Raw genomic sequence first — 14,815 nt, 5'->3', positions numbered from 1 at the left:
TTTATCGTTCAACTCGAATATCAAAATAATCCATCACCAACTCACAAAACATCATGTTAGCCCAAGAGAACCATTCACGTGTATAATTTTTCGGATTGTCTACATCAAATCCTTCATGCATTAAGTGTGTCCCTCCGTCGTTGGCTACTAAAGAATTCAAGATTCGTTCTTTTTCTGACTTGTTTTTTGTCGTCATACCTTCCATCGCCAACGCGATCGGCCAAATATAATTTTCTGGCGTATGAGAACTACCGATACCTTTAGCGTATTTCCCCTCATAAAAATAAGGGTTTTCCTTACTTAAAATTGTTTTTCTAGTTGCTTGATACGTCTCGTCATCAACTGTTGTATAGCCCAAATAAGGTGCAGAAAGCAGATTAGGAATATTGCTATCATCCATAATGCTAGCATTACCTAGACCATCTACTTCGTATGCGTAGATAGCGTCTCCAGCTCGATTGTCCGTTTTGCCAAATTGGTGAATTCCAGAATCAATTTTTTTTCTAAGTGAAGATGCTTGCGCTACTATTTCTGGATCAGACAATATTTCAGTAAAAATCTCTTCGATATAGCCCAAAATAACTACAGCAAACATATTCGATGGCACTAAATAACCGTAACGGCAAGCGTCATCGCTCGGACGAAAGCCCGACCAAGTCATCCCTGTTTTACTGACCTCACTGCCTCGACCATCATTTGGAAGTGTGTCCTCTAAACGTGTAGTATCGCGTTCGAATGTATATGGTGAATTTTGGTGCTCTTGTTCTGTTTTAAAAACCGTCAAAATCTTTTTCACACCTGCTACAAAATTCTCATCGAATTGCTTCTTGCATCTCGTATTTTTGAATAGCAAGTAAGCGAGTTGAACGGGGTAACAAAGTGAATCTATTTCGTATTTCCGCTCCCAGATCCACGGACTCATTACCGTGTGATCGCTCTGATGTCCAGCACCATTCGGTTCTTCATTGAATGCATTAGCATAAGGATCCATCGTAATATAGAAAAATTGACGTTGGACCAAACCGCAAATCATGTCTCTTAATTCTTCATCTTCTTTGGCGATAACTAAATAAGGACGAACTTGCGCAGTAGAATCTCTCAGCCACATCGCAGGAATATCTCCTGTTAGTAAAAACGTAGTCCCATCCGCTTGTCTTTTGACTGTCGTAGTCAAGGTATTGGCAAAAGCTGCATTGAAGTTTCCCGCCCAACCAGCGTGCTCTTCCCCACACATCTTAGTGATTTTATCCATAAAATCTTGAACTGAGTTTGGTATTTTTTTGTAAGCCATACGTACCTCCCATTAGTTGATATATCATTTCACAACGAAAGTATATGCTAATGAAAGCGTTTTGTCTACTGTTTTTATTAATATTTTTAAATTGAACTCTTTTTCTTTCTATGTTAAACTAACAACAATGATATATCATTTCACATTTAGGAGAACAACTATGTCAAAACCATTATATAAAAAAATCACCGATGACTTATTGCAAGCAATCGAAACTGGAAAATTACCAGAAAATGCCCAACTTCCAACAGAGAAGGAACTCTCTCAAACGTATAATGTCAGCCGTATCACCTCGAAACGAGCATTAACAGAGCTCGAAAATCAAGGGTTGATTTATCGTATCCAAGGAAAAGGCAGCTATGTTCAAAAACGTAAACCTATGAAGAAAAAAGTGTCACGTATTTTATTTTTGATTCCTTTCGTAAATGATCTTTCTCTTGGAAACTTCAATGAGGGATTAGCTCCTGTTACAAGTGAACATCACTACGAAGTAATCATGTCATCCTCAGAATTTTTGATCAATAAACAAGCAGCTGATATCATCGAAGATTTTGACGGAATGATCTACTATGCACATAATACTGAAGACTTTTTAGATACGTTATTCGAGTTGTCTATTCAGCAATTTCCAGTCATCATCTTAGATAAAAAGATCCACGATCTGCCTTATCCCACTGTTCAATCGAACAACTTTTCAGGTGGTGCGATGGCGACAACTTATTTAGCAACCCAAGGTCACCAACGGATTGCTTATATTTTTGGAGAAGAAACACTGCCGCAATCTGTACGGCAGCGCTATTTAGGCTACATTCATGCGACGAAAGAACAGCACTTATCTTTTCATACCGCTTTAACAGATAAGCAAGCCTTTCTACACTCCGATGTTATTGCTTATATTTTAGAAAATGCGATTACTGGTGTTGTCTGTGAAAATGATTTAGTAGCGATTTCTTTAATGAACCAAGCCAAGCGAGCCAATATTGATATACCAAATCAATTATCCGTTATTGGTTTCGATAATATCCAAGCTGCCTCATTGATCGATCCATCTTTAACCACAATTGCTCAGGATTTTAAAGGGATGGGTAACCTTGCCGGCACGATGCTGATAGAATGGATCGAAAAACAAGTGATTCCAACAGATCAGCAAGTTCCAGTAAAACAAATTATTCGACACTCTACAAAGGAGAATTAATGTATGAAACCAACATTCATCGACACTAGACACGGAACTGATAATCAACATTCTTTTTCAAATGGTAATTGTTTACCTTATACGGGTGTGCCTTTTGGCATGAACTATTTTGCACCTCAAACTAATGGAGATAACGGTAGTTGGTGGTTCAATCCTCGTGATCGAGTCTTTCAAGGGTTTCGCTTGACCCATCAACCTAGTCCTTGGATGGGGGATTTTAGTTATTTGGTTATGTTGCCTTTTAATGGCAAACTAAAAGAATCGACTGTCTTTCATGCTCAGTCTTCTTACCGACCAGATGAAAGCGTTTTTAACCCTAGTTATTTAGAACTGACAGCACAGCGCTATCAACTGACAACTCGTTTAATTCCTAGTATGTATGGTGGTATCTTAACAGCAAGTTACACACAAGCAGATGCCGGACTTTTACTTTCGTTACCTGGAAAATATCACCTTACTATCGAGGATGCTCATACCGTTTCCGGCTCTATAATAAACTACGCAGGTTGTGAGGATAATCATTTTTCTTTTTACTTTACCTTGCATTTTGACCAAGCTTTAACTTTTGAAAAACCTGTCGAACAAAAAGGTGAAAATGAGTGCATTACTTTTTCATTTGGAAATATTGGAGAACAAGTAGTCCAGTTCGGTACTTCTTTTATCAGTTTAGAACAAGCTAAATTGAATTTGTCTCGTGAAGCACATTGGCAACCAGCAGACTACCTTGCAAACTCAGAAAAGCAGTGGTCTCATTATCTGAATAAAATCGAGATTCAAGATAAGAACCAACAGCGTCGTTCGACCTTTTATCATAATTTATATCGTGCTTTTTTATTTCCACAAACATTTTATGAAAAAGATGCTCACAACAAAATTATTCATTATGATACGTTGGCTAAAGAAGTAAAACCAGGATTTCTCTATACAAATAATGGGTTTTGGGATACTTATAAAACGGTTTATCCTCTTTATTCATTGATTGCTCAAGAAAAATATGCAGAAATGCTGGAAGGTTTTTTGAATAGTTATCGAGAAAGCGGCTATTTGCCTAAATGGCTTTCACCTGACGAACGAGGCTTGATGCCAGGCACATTGATCGATGCTGTGGTTGCTGATGCTGCAGTAAAAAATATTCGTCCTGATTTGATGCCTGAATTTTTAGAAGCTATGATCAAAGGAGCGACAATTCAAAGTGAGAATCCAAATTACGGCAGACAAGGAACCACCGATTATTTGACTCATGGCTATGTACCTGCTCACTATCATGAGTCTGTAAACCATACCTTAGATTATTGCTATAGCGATTTTTGCATCAGCCAAGTTGCAAAATCATTGGAAGAACATACAATTGCTGAACATTATGAAAAACAAGCAAAGAATTATTTAACTATTTTTGATTCTGAAACTGGCTTTATGCGGGCTAAACAAACAGATGGCACATTCAAAGAACCTTTTAACAGTCATCAATGGGGAGAAGATTACGCTGAAGGTAGTGCGTGGCAAAGTAGTTTTGCGGTGTATCATGATTTTAAAGGTTTGATTGCAGCATATGGTGGGTCAGACAAATTCCAAGAAACATTGATTGATTTATGCAATCAGGCACCAGTCTTTAATGTTGATGGATATGGGTTTGAAATTCACGAAATGAGTGAAATGGCCGCCACAGAGTTTGGCCAATTGGCAATTTCTAATCAGCCTAGCTTTCATTTTCCCTATTTATTTAGCTATATTGGAAAACCGGAGTTTGCTCAGCCATTGCTAAAACAATTAATGATCCAAGAGTTTGATGATAGCTCTACTGGTTTCCCAGGCGATGAAGATAATGGAAGCATGGCTAGTTGGTATATTTTTAGTTCATTAGGATTTTATCCTGTTTGTCCTGGTTCAGGCGAATATGTGATTGGGATGCCTTTGTTTGATAAAGCGATTATTCATTTATCTAGCGGTGAAACATTGACTATTTCCAGTAGTCCAAATCAGGAACAGCAACAATTTGTGGACCATATTCGTTACAATGATTCTTTGCATGAGGAATTAGTTTTCACTCATGACAGCTTGATAAATGGTGGTACGATCGACTTTACTTTGGGCAACGTGCCTAGACCGAGACAATACAAAAAAGATCAACTTCCTTTTAGCATTTAATAACGTGTTATTTACAAAAAAAGCAACTACAAGAGCAGATCTCTTGTGGTTGCTTTTTCACCTATTCTTCCCCCACCGAATCGTAATGGTGTTTATATTTTTCTCGAAATTCTTTCGGCGTTAAATCATTCATCTTTTTGAAAATTTGAGAGAAGTATGTGCTGTTGTTAAAGCCGATTTTATCAGCAATTTCATTTACGTTATCATCCGTATAAAGCAACAAATTTTGGGCTTTTTTCATACGATATTGGTTTAAATATTGGGAAAAGCTCTTCTTTGTTTCTTTTTTAAATAGTTGCCCCAAGTACATCACATTAAGATGTAATGATTGCGCTACACATTTCAATGTTAATTCGCTTGTATAATCCGAACGAATTTTATCGATCACTTTTTGAACGTTTTCTGAATAATCGTATGCTATTTTTTCCCGCGTGATTTGAGTCACTGTAGTGGATAGAATATCATGCAGTTTATCAGCGTTGGACGAGTGATTGATATCATCTAACACTTGCTGATACTCCCCTTCATCCAAATGATTAAAACGGCGATAAATATCCATAAAAAGCATAAACGTAATATGCCGAACATCCTCAGGACGAGCACCGATTTTTTGCGTCTTAGCAAAGATTTCAGCGATCGTCGTCTCAATCGTGGTAAAATCTCCCACCATCAACGTCTTGTTAAAATTGATAATATCTGCTGATAGATCAAAGTCATCTGAAAAAACAGAATACAGCACATTGCTGCCGCTAGCTTCGTAAAACTTATAGCGCTGTAATGTCTGATTTGCTTTTTCATAACTATCCGGTACGTCCTCCCAGTCACTGACCGTCTCACCAACACTTATCAACCAACTATCATCTTCATTGGCTTGTAACGGATTGGCTGTTAACAATTGGTTCAATTGATACTTACCACCTTTAAATATATGTACAATCAGACTTTTATCCCCTAAATTGCGAGTAAATAACAACGATTGCTGCTGATTTTCTAGCCAGTCAATCACATTGATCTTTTTCTCGCGATTAACCTCTATCAACAGAACTGTCCACTCTGATTTTTCTGCAGTATTGACCAATCGATCCAGCTCTTCATAACTATCCTTATCAATTTCGCCATTCACCCATTGGGACAATAAAATTTCACTATACAAACCATTTCTAGTTTCTTGTTGATTGCGTTCATCTAGACGTTTTCTTGCTTTTTTAACACTTTTTAGAAGTTCAACCTTATCTACAGGCTTCATCAAATAATTGATAGCCCCCAACTGTAATCCACCTTTTAAGAAATCGAATTTTTGATAACCAGAAAGAATCATAAATTCAAATTCTCTCGCCTCTTTTTGAGCAGCTTCAATAAATTCTAATCCTGTCATTTCCGGCATCGTGATATCCGTAATGACTAGATCAATCGCCTCTGTCTCCATCATCGTCAGTGCTTCTTTGGCATTTCGCGCCGTCCCTTTGATGGAAAAGCCTTCTGCTTCCCAAGAAATAATTTTTTTCAGCCCATTTACGATCATATACTCATCATCAACCAATAAAACATTGTAATTCATTTTATTACTCCTTTACTCTACGACTACTCATCGCAAAATGATTTTGCTGTAAAGACGGTGACTTTTTTTGAAATAAACTTTCTTTTTCTTTTCGTTATCAATCAGATTTGTTAGGAAAGAGGATCATCAAAGGTTAACTCAATTGCGATTCCTTTTATTTCGTTCGGCGTAATCGTCATTAAAAATGATGGGCCAAAATAAGCACGCAAACGTTCATTTACATTTTGCAGCCCGATCGAATCATGCAGCTCGATTTGCTCGCTCTTCAATTTAGTTTGAATCAACGCTAGCTTTTGTAAAGAGATTCCTTTGCCATTATCACGTATTGAAATCTTTACCTGACCCTTAATTAAACGAGCCTTCACGCTGATAGCATTGTCATTTCTGGAAAAATCGATACCATGAACAAAATAATTTTCAATCAACGGCTGAATTGAGAATTTCGGTAAAACCAGTTCCTTTAATGCCTCATCGATCTCAAAGTGATATGCAATTCGATCTGGATATCTCATTTGATATAAATACACATACTTTTCACAAAAACTTAGCTCTTTTTCCAACGTTGTTGTCTTAGCCTGATCGGTATTATTCCGCAGTAAGGTTGAGAAGGCATATACGACATCCGCTAGTTCCTCACTCCCTTCACTTAATGCATACATTCGAATATACTCGAGTGTGTTATATAAGAAATGGGGACTGATTTGCGATTGTAAGGCTCTCATATGTGCGTCTTGTTGCTTGATCTCTAGTTTATAGATATCCGCAATATATTGCTCAATATTATCCAACATCGTATTGATTCCTATAGATAGTTCTTTTAACTCAAATTGGGTCTCTTGATCATTGATCCGTGTATTCAAATCTCCTTCAGAAACAAGCGCCATCGATCCCATAATAATATCGACTTGTTGAGAATACTTCGTAAAGGTTCGATAAAGCAAATATAACAGTAATAAAATCAACACCAAACCACCCAGCATCAGAATCCGTAAATCAAAAAGAACTTGCGTCAGGATCTTTTTCTTAGAGATTGTCACTAAAATATCAAAACCACTCGTCGTTTTCAGATGTTCCAGTATATTATTTTCTGCCAACTGTTGAATTGGCAAAGCAGATGTTTCTTTCATTTTTTGCTGAATCAGTTGCTGGTCTGACGCGTTATTTGGTTCCGTATAAGTCAATAGTTGATACCCTGTACTTGAAAATACATACGCTGATAATCCATCGAATGTCGTTAAATGAGTCAAGCTATCGATGATATCTTTTTGAGAAAACTCAATATAAAAACTGCCCAGCACTTCTAAAGTCACTGGATTTGTGATTGGATACGCCAAATAAAACTTATTATTTAGACGTGGCGTTCCTTCTATCTTCTTACCACTCTTATTTTCAACACTAGAAAGATAATAATCAGTATAATTGTTCAATACGATGATAATCGATTCGATATTATCATACATGGTATAAAAATTTTTTACTTGGCCGGGTAAAAATAGATAGTTGCCTGTTTCTAACTGTTGATCATAAGAGTAATTCAAGTAATCTGAAATCGAAGTATCCATGTAACGATTTAAATTGTTGATTTTGTCTTGATTATCTCTCAAACTATTCAACATCGTTTTACCTTGTAGATTCTTATCATTGATCGAGCGGCTAATCGTGTCTACAGCTTCTTGTGCTGTAATCTCCCCTCTTCCCATCGATTGCCAATAGGTATTCATACCAATACTGACCATGCCAATCAAAATCAAAGACACAAGGATCAACGCATAATTTTTCAGCAAACGGTTCAGTAACGTTTTTTCATTAAAGAAAGAAGGTTTTTGTTTACGCATGGAGTTCCAATCGTTGATCGATTGTTTGGCGCCATGATTTTGTTGCAGTGAAACTCCAAATTTGAATCATAGAAAACGTACCAAATAGAATCAAACCTTTAAACTTCCACGTAATGAATAGAATCAAACATATGCCAATTGCAATTTTTAAAAGATTGGTAAAATTTGATAATGTCGAAATAAACGCTAGTTTCAATAAATTTTTTAAACCGATTTCATAATAACTGTCTAATAGTAATGTATACTGAAAAGTCACAACTGCATAGATCATTGCAAAGACTAAAAGAAAATCAATCATCAAAAACGCCAATCCTTGGATTTGAACAGATAAAAATAAATTATAGGCTAAACCTGTTAATAACAAAATAGTGCCATAAAAGAGAATATTTCCTCTGACAAAATTCTGCTTAAAACGACTCCAACCTTCTTTCAACGTAATATCTTTGTAATTAAATTGATGACTGATAAATAATTCATTGATTGTTTTCAACGCTGGCCCAATCCCCGCTACAAGTAAACCGCAACAGCTGAATAACCAAAAAAATAAATTTAACTTTACAATGACCCAGATTTTAATGAACAATGTTTCCAACGCTTTTCCAACCATCTAACTCTTCCTTTCTACTTCTCTATTAGTATAATAAATAACTATTCCGGATATTCCAAATAAAAAACTACTGTCTAAGATAATAGTACGCAGTTTAACCCAATTATTTTTAAAAGAACCAAGTAAAAACGATGTATTATCGATTCACTTGGTTCCAAGGATTTATACCTGTTTTATTTTTTCAAAAATTCATCGTATTGTTTTTGCATTTCAGCTAAGACTTTTTCGTAACCAGCGTTAACAAGCGCTTCTTTTAATTTAGGGACTGTTTCTTCTGGGTCAACAGTTCCTGTATTTAAACCATCTAGGTATTGACTCATAACGTTCGCTATATTACTCATTTCTGTTTTCACATTTGATGTCACGAAGTTAAAGCCTAAAATCGGAGATGTCTCTGCTTTAGCAATTGATTCATCACGCTCTTTGATCATATCATCTGTGATGGTATCTTGGGTGTATAAAATCTTATTATTTCCTGTATTCCAGGCTGGTAAATGTGTGTTTGGTTTATACCCATCGAGCAATTTGATTTTACCCTCTTTGCCTGGAATTTTTTCCCAAGCTTCGCCTTCAATTCCCCAAACTAATCCATTCAGCAATTCTGGATCACTATTGATTTGACCTAATACTTCTACAGCTTTTTCTTTATTTTTAGACGTATTTGAGACTACAAAGTTAGCCATTCGAGCTTGATCACTTGATTTAAGTGGTGTAGTAAAGGCTTTAGATACTAATTCTTGTCCTGCAGCATTACTTAAAATCGTATCACCATAATCGTAAGGACCTTGTGTTTCTTGACGAACGAACCAAGTATTTCCTTCTAATGGAAACTCTGTATTACTTGTAGCCGCATCTGATGGGATGTAGCCTGCTTGATACCATTTATGCATTGTTTTTAAGACGTCCATGAAGTCTTTATTTTCATATTGGTTGACGATTTTTTTAGGATCACCATTTAAATCCACTGCGAATGGATAGCTGTTCCCAATCGGAAAATCAAAATCACCTTGCGCTTTGAATCCTTGACCAATCGCAAATGCTGCAATATTCGGTTCTTTTTCATGGAACGTTTTTAGTACGCTTTCTGCATCTTTGTATGACTTAATATCATCGATCGATAACTTGTATTTATCCAAATATTGTTTGTTGAATGTCAGCACTTGTTGAGAGTATACGTTGCCATTAACTGGAAATGCGTATAATTTACCATCCACCAAATTTCCTTTTATATACGCTTCATCCAACTGGTCATAAGCATCTTTAGCAAATTTCGGTGCCAGTTCAGTTAAATCAGCATACGCACCCTTTTGCGCATTTGGTACGTAATTATCCGCAAACGCAATATCATAATTTTCACCAGAAGAGACAATAACACTCATTTTTTTCTCGTAATCGCCCCATCCAATATACTGGATGTTTAGTTTAACGCCTGTTTTTTCTTCGATTTTCTTGTTAGCCGTTTCCATCAAGGCATCGTAGTTATCAGGTTTATCTCCGATTTGATACATCATTAGTGTATTTTCATCCGCTTTTTTGCTACTTCCTTCTGTTTTTCCTTTACCACCGCCACATGCTGTTAACGCACCTAAAAGAACAACTGCTGTACTTAAACCGATTACTTTTTTCCACGTCTTCATTCCTGTTCCTCCTTGTAATTTAAAATAGTAACAATGTTCCACTTCACCTTGTACCATTCAACATCAACACAGTTCTTCGTTGTGTTTCTTGGCATGTTTCAAGGAAAAAGCGTAGCGGGCTCGTTTAGCCTTGCAGGAAAAGCTGAATGAGCAAGCTTTTTATTCCTTAACTCCGCCAATCGTTAACCCTTTTACAAAATACTTTTGGAAAAATGGATAACTGATTGCAATTGGTAATGTCGAAATAACGACGATTGCCATCCGAGCTGATTCTCCCGGTATCGCTGCCATCCCACCAGATAATTGACTACTGGCTCCAGCATTTTGGGTCAAGTATTGAATGTTGTTTTGAATCTTCATCAATAAATATTGCAGTGGAACTAAACTATCTTTTTGAATATATAACAGTGCATTAAACCAGTCATTCCAATACCCTAAAGCGGCAAATAAACTGATTGTTGCAATCCCTGGTACTGCTAGTGGTAACACGATTTGAATAAAAATCCGCATCTCAGAAGCCCCGTCGATCCGCGCTGACTCAATGATCGAATCAGACACCGAGCGTTTGAAAAAGGTTCGCATCACAATAATATTAAACGGACTGACCGCCATTGGCAAAATCAATGCCCAAATCGTATCTTTTAACTGCAGTAAATTCGTCATCACTATATAATTTGCCACCATCCCTGGGGAAAACAACATCGTAATCAAACAAAAGACAGTAAAAAACCGACGAAACGGAAAATTAGATCTTGAAATCACATACGCATATAACGATGTCGCCGTACTATTGATCAACGTTCCAACCACCGTTACTAAAACGGTGACAAACAATGCTTGAAAAATCTTGTCTTGCATCTGATCAAATAAGTAAGTATAGCCAAAGAAACTAAACTCCTTAGGCCAAAAACTATACCCATGAGTGGCTAGTGCTGTTTCATTAGTAAGTGAGATCGCCACAACAAACAAAAACGGCAAAATGCAAGATAGAGCAAAAACTGCGATCAACACATTAAAAAACAAATTTGCAGGTCTATTAAATGAGCGTATTGCTACTTTTGAAACTGGCTTTTTCTTCAATGTTTTCACTCCTCCTTAGAATAATGCCGAATCATTGTCAAAGCGACGAACGATTCCGTTTGTAACCATCAACAAGATAAAACCGACTGTCGACTGGTACAACCCAGCTGCTGCTGTCATGCCGATATCGCCTGTAGCGGTCAAGCCGTTGAAGATGTAAGTATCCAAAACAGACGTGACCTGATACAATGAACCAGAATTTCTTGGAACGTTATAGAACAAACCAAAATCCGCTCTAAAAATATTTCCCACAGCCAAAATCGTCATGATCGTCATCAGAGGTAACAATTGAGGAATCGTTACATTTTTGATTTGCTGCCACTTGCTGGCACCATCCACCATCGCAGCCTCATAATAAGTCGGATCAATTCCCATAACAGAAGCAAAATAAATGATACTATTATAGCCTATTCCTTTCCACGTTCCGATAAAGACTAAAATAAACGGCCAATATTTCGCTTCACTATACCAATTGATTGGCGTTCCTCCACGACTTGCAATCCACTGATTGAAAATCCCTTTATCTGGACTTAAAAAGGCATAAACAAAATACCCAATAATAACCCAAGATAAGAAATACGGCAAAAGAGACATTGTTTGATAAACTTTTACCAAACGCTTATTCCGCAATTCACTCATCACGATTGCAAAAAATACAGAAATGACAAGGTTTAGCGTAATAAACGTCACGTTGTACAACACTGTATTTTTCGTAATCAAGAAGGCATCATTAGAAGAAAACAAAAACTTGAAATTATCCAAGCCAACCCAAGGGCTCTCTTTCAAACTAGCGATAAACCCATCTGGTGAAATATGGAAATCCTTAAAAGCTACCACATTAGTCAATACTGGAATATAAAAGAAAAAGATCATCCAAACCATCGCTGGAATCGCCATTAAGATCAAGGCTTTATACCGCCAGACATTCGTAAAGAAAAGCGAGCGCTTTGATTTCTTCTTCATTTCCCCAACTCCTTTCATCAAATTGTCTACAATAGAATTGTAGCGCTTTCAAAAAGGAATAAAAATAAACAAAATATAGATATTCTTATAAAAAATATAGATGTTACTAAAAATACCCCAAATAATGCCTTTCCCTATAACCATTCCTGAATATGATACAATGAATCTAACAACTAGAATGGAGGAAGCAACGTGCAAATTTATCAAAACACAAAAATTGCTGGCAACAAGTCCCTATATATTTCAGGCCAAACACCAAGTAAAGAGGGTTACACACCGCATAGTATTGAAGAGCAAACAGAAATTGTATTAGAAAAAATCATCACTGCTTTGCATGAAAATAATTTAACGGTAGATGATTTAGTAAAAATCACGATATATATTACAGATGTTGCCTATCTACCAGGCGTTAGAAGTAAGCTAGTATCATTTGTCGGCGCGTCAAAACCTACTTCTACATTAGTTGTTGTTGCCGGATTGATCGATCCAGACTTTAAAGTTGAAATTGATGGAATTGCAGCATTTTAGATAAACTATTCACTTTATTAGATACTAAAAACGAAGCGAGTGCGAGACAAAACTTAATAAACGGTGACCAACAGTCAGGTTCTTCGGCAATTTCGCAAAAAAGCGAGCAATATAAAAAGCGCATTGCTCGCTTTTTATATTGCTCGAACCTAATCGACTCTTGTCTCAAACTCATTTCGCTTAGTTATGTTTTTTTTTGATAAACAATGTACCCTAGTAATCCAACTAAGATAACGCCCATTCCAGCTGCCACCCACGGCCAATAATTGGTTGGCTGTTTTACTACATCTACAGCTTCTTCATTAAGTTTCTCTGCCTCTTTTTGCTCGACATCAAATTCTTTTGTAAAGGCCCACTTCTCTTCACCACTTGTAACCTCTAACTTAAGTGTGTACTCGCCTGCACGTATTTCTTCATTCTCTAAAGAAACATTGTAATCAAATACAGAATGCGGCGCCATCGCCAATTTTTCCGTTTTTGTTGTGTATATCAATTGATCTTTTTGATACACTTTTGCTTCAACAGTCGCTTTTTTTAAGGTTGCACTTTGAACATTTCTTAATGTCGCTAAAAAAGCTGTCCGTCCATTTGTCAGACCTGCCTTAATGTCCCCCAGTTTGATTTCTGGTTTTACAATGGTATCCGTTTCGCTTAGTTTTACACCAATCGTGTATGAAAATCGATTTGACAACTGGACACCTGAAGCATTTTTTTGTTCCTGCTTGCTCTCATTTGAATCCTTTGAAGGCTCTTTGTCATTGACTTCTTGGACAAAAAATCCACCTAAAATTTCGCCATCGAAAGAATCGCTTGGCATTTTCAAATGAAACTGAATCTCTTTTTCTTCTTTAGGATTTAACGTAACGACTTGTTTTTCTGAAACTAAATCCGTCAAACTATGCTTCATCGATTTGTCTAATAGAGGTTTATCAACACTATAATCGACCATTCCATTATTATTTGTGAAAGCATCTCTAGGGGTAACTGCAATCGTTGATGGACGATCTGCATAATTTATGAGTTTTAATTTTAGCTCTTGCTCTTTCGAAGGAGTCATATGTAAATCAAAATAACTAACATCTGTCTTTTGGTTCTCAGGTAAAATAGCTTGAACTGAGTATGACATTTCTTCGGCAAAAACAGTGTTTCCGTAAAATAATCCAACAACAAAAATAATACTTAAAAATCCTACTATCTTTTTCATTTATCATTATTCCTTTCTATATATAACATGAGTGACTTATGTACAGATAAGTTTGAAACAAAAAGCCATGCTCTTTGTTTCAAACTACTTTTGTTATAACTATTGCTATGTCTAATTAATCTACTGCTTATTCTTGACCTGTTTCAGCATCAACTAAGTTCCAATTGATTTCACCAGAGTAATCTCCAGCTACGACTTTTTTGTTCTTTGTATAACCGAATGTCATCATCGCATTTGATAGCCCGATCGTGTTAACACCTAAACCTGTTGTTTCGCCATCAGAAACGATATTCGTTCCCACTTGATCGATGATAATTAAGTTATCTGCTGATTTAGGTACTTCTTGCCCTAAAATTTTTGATCCTTCGATCAATGGTGACGCAAGTGTTTGTTCTTTATTCTCAGTGTTTACAAAGGCAGATAGTTTAACGTTTACTGTCCATTTTTCGTTAGATCCTAGTAAATCAACTACTTGACCTTGGATGATTCCTAATTCATTTTCCATTGGTTTAGACTTGATAGTTGAATTGATGGTTGTATTCCCATTTTCATCAGTTGATACAGCATCGTTTAAATCAAAATCAAAATTCGCTGTATTAGTGAAACCTGTTAAATAAAGGTCGCCACCTTTAACAGCTGCTTCAGTCTTTGTTGTTGCTTGTTTTGCTGGTACTTCTTCTGCATGGGCCGTCACAGCAAATAGACTTCCCGCTGCTAATAAAATCATTCCTGTTGTTAAGGTACTTGTTTTCATAATAAAATTCCTCCTAAT

12 protein-coding genes are annotated in these 14,815 nt (G+C 36.5%); 3 read left to right on the top strand and 9 right to left on the bottom strand.

Going from position 1 to position 14,815, the window contains the following annotated elements; all coding sequences use genetic code 11:
• Position 1: 1 nt before the first annotated feature.
• The gene (locus AC4BB7_RS02090; protein ID WP_490484267.1) at positions 2-1,291 is read right to left on the bottom strand and encodes a glycoside hydrolase family 125 protein; all 1,290 of its coding nucleotides are present in this window, start codon (positions 1,289-1,291) and stop codon (positions 2-4) included.
• 160 nt (positions 1,292-1,451) lie between these two features.
• Here AC4BB7_RS02090 and AC4BB7_RS02085 point away from each other — a divergent pair, with 160 nt between their 5' ends.
• Together AC4BB7_RS02085 and AC4BB7_RS02080 are read left to right on the top strand one after the other, a co-directional pair.
• Positions 1,452-2,486: a GntR family transcriptional regulator gene (locus tag AC4BB7_RS02085; protein WP_490484266.1), complete on the top strand. Its 1,035-nt coding sequence runs from the start codon at positions 1,452-1,454 to the stop codon at positions 2,484-2,486.
• A gap of 3 nt (positions 2,487-2,489) precedes the next feature.
• Positions 2,490-4,631 carry a GH92 family glycosyl hydrolase gene (locus AC4BB7_RS02080; RefSeq protein WP_490484265.1) on the top strand — a complete coding sequence of 714 codons (2,142 nt, stop codon included), beginning with the start codon at positions 2,490-2,492 and terminating at the stop codon, positions 4,629-4,631.
• A gap of 61 nt (positions 4,632-4,692) precedes the next feature.
• On the opposite strand, the gene AC4BB7_RS02075 is transcribed toward AC4BB7_RS02080, so the two are convergent.
• The 6 genes from AC4BB7_RS02075 to AC4BB7_RS02050 form a co-directional block, all read right to left on the bottom strand.
• Entirely contained in the window at positions 4,693-6,189 is a 1,497-nt protein-coding gene (locus AC4BB7_RS02075) for a response regulator transcription factor (protein WP_490484264.1), read from the bottom strand.
• Between the two features lie 110 nt (positions 6,190-6,299).
• Positions 6,300-8,024 (bottom strand): sensor histidine kinase, encoded by a 1,725-nt coding sequence (locus AC4BB7_RS02070; protein WP_490484263.1) that lies wholly within the window; start codon positions 8,022-8,024, stop codon positions 6,300-6,302.
• Complete coding sequence (locus AC4BB7_RS02065; protein ID WP_490484262.1) at positions 8,017-8,631, bottom strand: YesL family protein; 615 nt, start codon at positions 8,629-8,631, stop codon at positions 8,017-8,019. The genes AC4BB7_RS02070 and AC4BB7_RS02065 overlap by 8 nt, the downstream gene beginning before the upstream one ends.
• 173 nt (positions 8,632-8,804) lie before the next feature.
• Entirely contained in the window at positions 8,805-10,268 is a 1,464-nt protein-coding gene (locus tag AC4BB7_RS02060) for an ABC transporter substrate-binding protein (RefSeq protein ID WP_490484261.1), read from the bottom strand.
• Positions 10,269-10,427: 159 nt separating this feature from the next.
• Positions 10,428-11,348, bottom strand: coding sequence for a carbohydrate ABC transporter permease (locus tag AC4BB7_RS02055; protein ID WP_086315307.1), 921 nt, complete (start codon positions 11,346-11,348; stop codon positions 10,428-10,430).
• A gap of 15 nt (positions 11,349-11,363) precedes the next feature.
• Complete coding sequence (locus tag AC4BB7_RS02050) at positions 11,364-12,329, bottom strand: ABC transporter permease (protein ID WP_490484260.1); 966 nt, start codon at positions 12,327-12,329, stop codon at positions 11,364-11,366.
• A 174-nt stretch (positions 12,330-12,503) separates the two neighbouring features.
• Here AC4BB7_RS02050 and AC4BB7_RS02045 point away from each other — a divergent pair, with 174 nt between their 5' ends.
• On the top strand, positions 12,504-12,839 hold the full coding sequence (locus AC4BB7_RS02045) for a RidA family protein (RefSeq protein ID WP_490484259.1): 336 nt from the start codon (positions 12,504-12,506) through the stop codon (positions 12,837-12,839).
• A gap of 184 nt (positions 12,840-13,023) precedes the next feature.
• On the opposite strand, the gene AC4BB7_RS02040 is transcribed toward AC4BB7_RS02045, so the two are convergent.
• Both AC4BB7_RS02040 and AC4BB7_RS02035 read right to left on the bottom strand, forming a co-directional pair.
• Positions 13,024-14,043, bottom strand: coding sequence for a WxLIP family cell surface protein (locus AC4BB7_RS02040; RefSeq protein WP_490484258.1), 1,020 nt, complete (start codon positions 14,041-14,043; stop codon positions 13,024-13,026).
• Positions 14,044-14,170: 127 nt separating this feature from the next.
• The gene (locus tag AC4BB7_RS02035) at positions 14,171-14,797 is read right to left on the bottom strand and encodes a WxL domain-containing protein (RefSeq protein ID WP_490484257.1); all 627 of its coding nucleotides are present in this window, start codon (positions 14,795-14,797) and stop codon (positions 14,171-14,173) included.
• Positions 14,798-14,815 lie beyond the last annotated feature (18 nt).

Source organism: Enterococcus sp. AAFC-DPL-5182 (genome assembly GCF_058216605.1).
This window is presented reverse-complemented; position numbering and strand designations above follow the sequence as displayed.

Coding starts and splice junctions, on each gene's coding strand:
- AC4BB7_RS02090 (WP_490484267.1), bottom strand. CDS start 1,291: ATGGCTTACAAAAAAATACCAAACTCAGTTCAAGATTTTATGGATAAA.
- AC4BB7_RS02085 (WP_490484266.1), top strand. CDS start 1,452: ATGTCAAAACCATTATATAAAAAAATCACCGATGACTTATTGCAAGCA.
- AC4BB7_RS02080 (WP_490484265.1), top strand. CDS start 2,490: ATGAAACCAACATTCATCGACACTAGACACGGAACTGATAATCAACAT.
- AC4BB7_RS02075 (WP_490484264.1), bottom strand. CDS start 6,189: ATGAATTACAATGTTTTATTGGTTGATGATGAGTATATGATCGTAAAT.
- AC4BB7_RS02070 (WP_490484263.1), bottom strand. CDS start 8,024: ATGCGTAAACAAAAACCTTCTTTCTTTAATGAAAAAACGTTACTGAAC.
- AC4BB7_RS02065 (WP_490484262.1), bottom strand. CDS start 8,631: ATGGTTGGAAAAGCGTTGGAAACATTGTTCATTAAAATCTGGGTCATT.
- AC4BB7_RS02060 (WP_490484261.1), bottom strand. CDS start 10,268: ATGAAGACGTGGAAAAAAGTAATCGGTTTAAGTACAGCAGTTGTTCTT.
- AC4BB7_RS02050 (WP_490484260.1), bottom strand. CDS start 12,329: ATGAAAGGAGTTGGGGAAATGAAGAAGAAATCAAAGCGCTCGCTTTTC.
- AC4BB7_RS02040 (WP_490484258.1), bottom strand. CDS start 14,043: ATGAAAAAGATAGTAGGATTTTTAAGTATTATTTTTGTTGTTGGATTA.
- AC4BB7_RS02035 (WP_490484257.1), bottom strand. CDS start 14,797: ATGAAAACAAGTACCTTAACAACAGGAATGATTTTATTAGCAGCGGGA.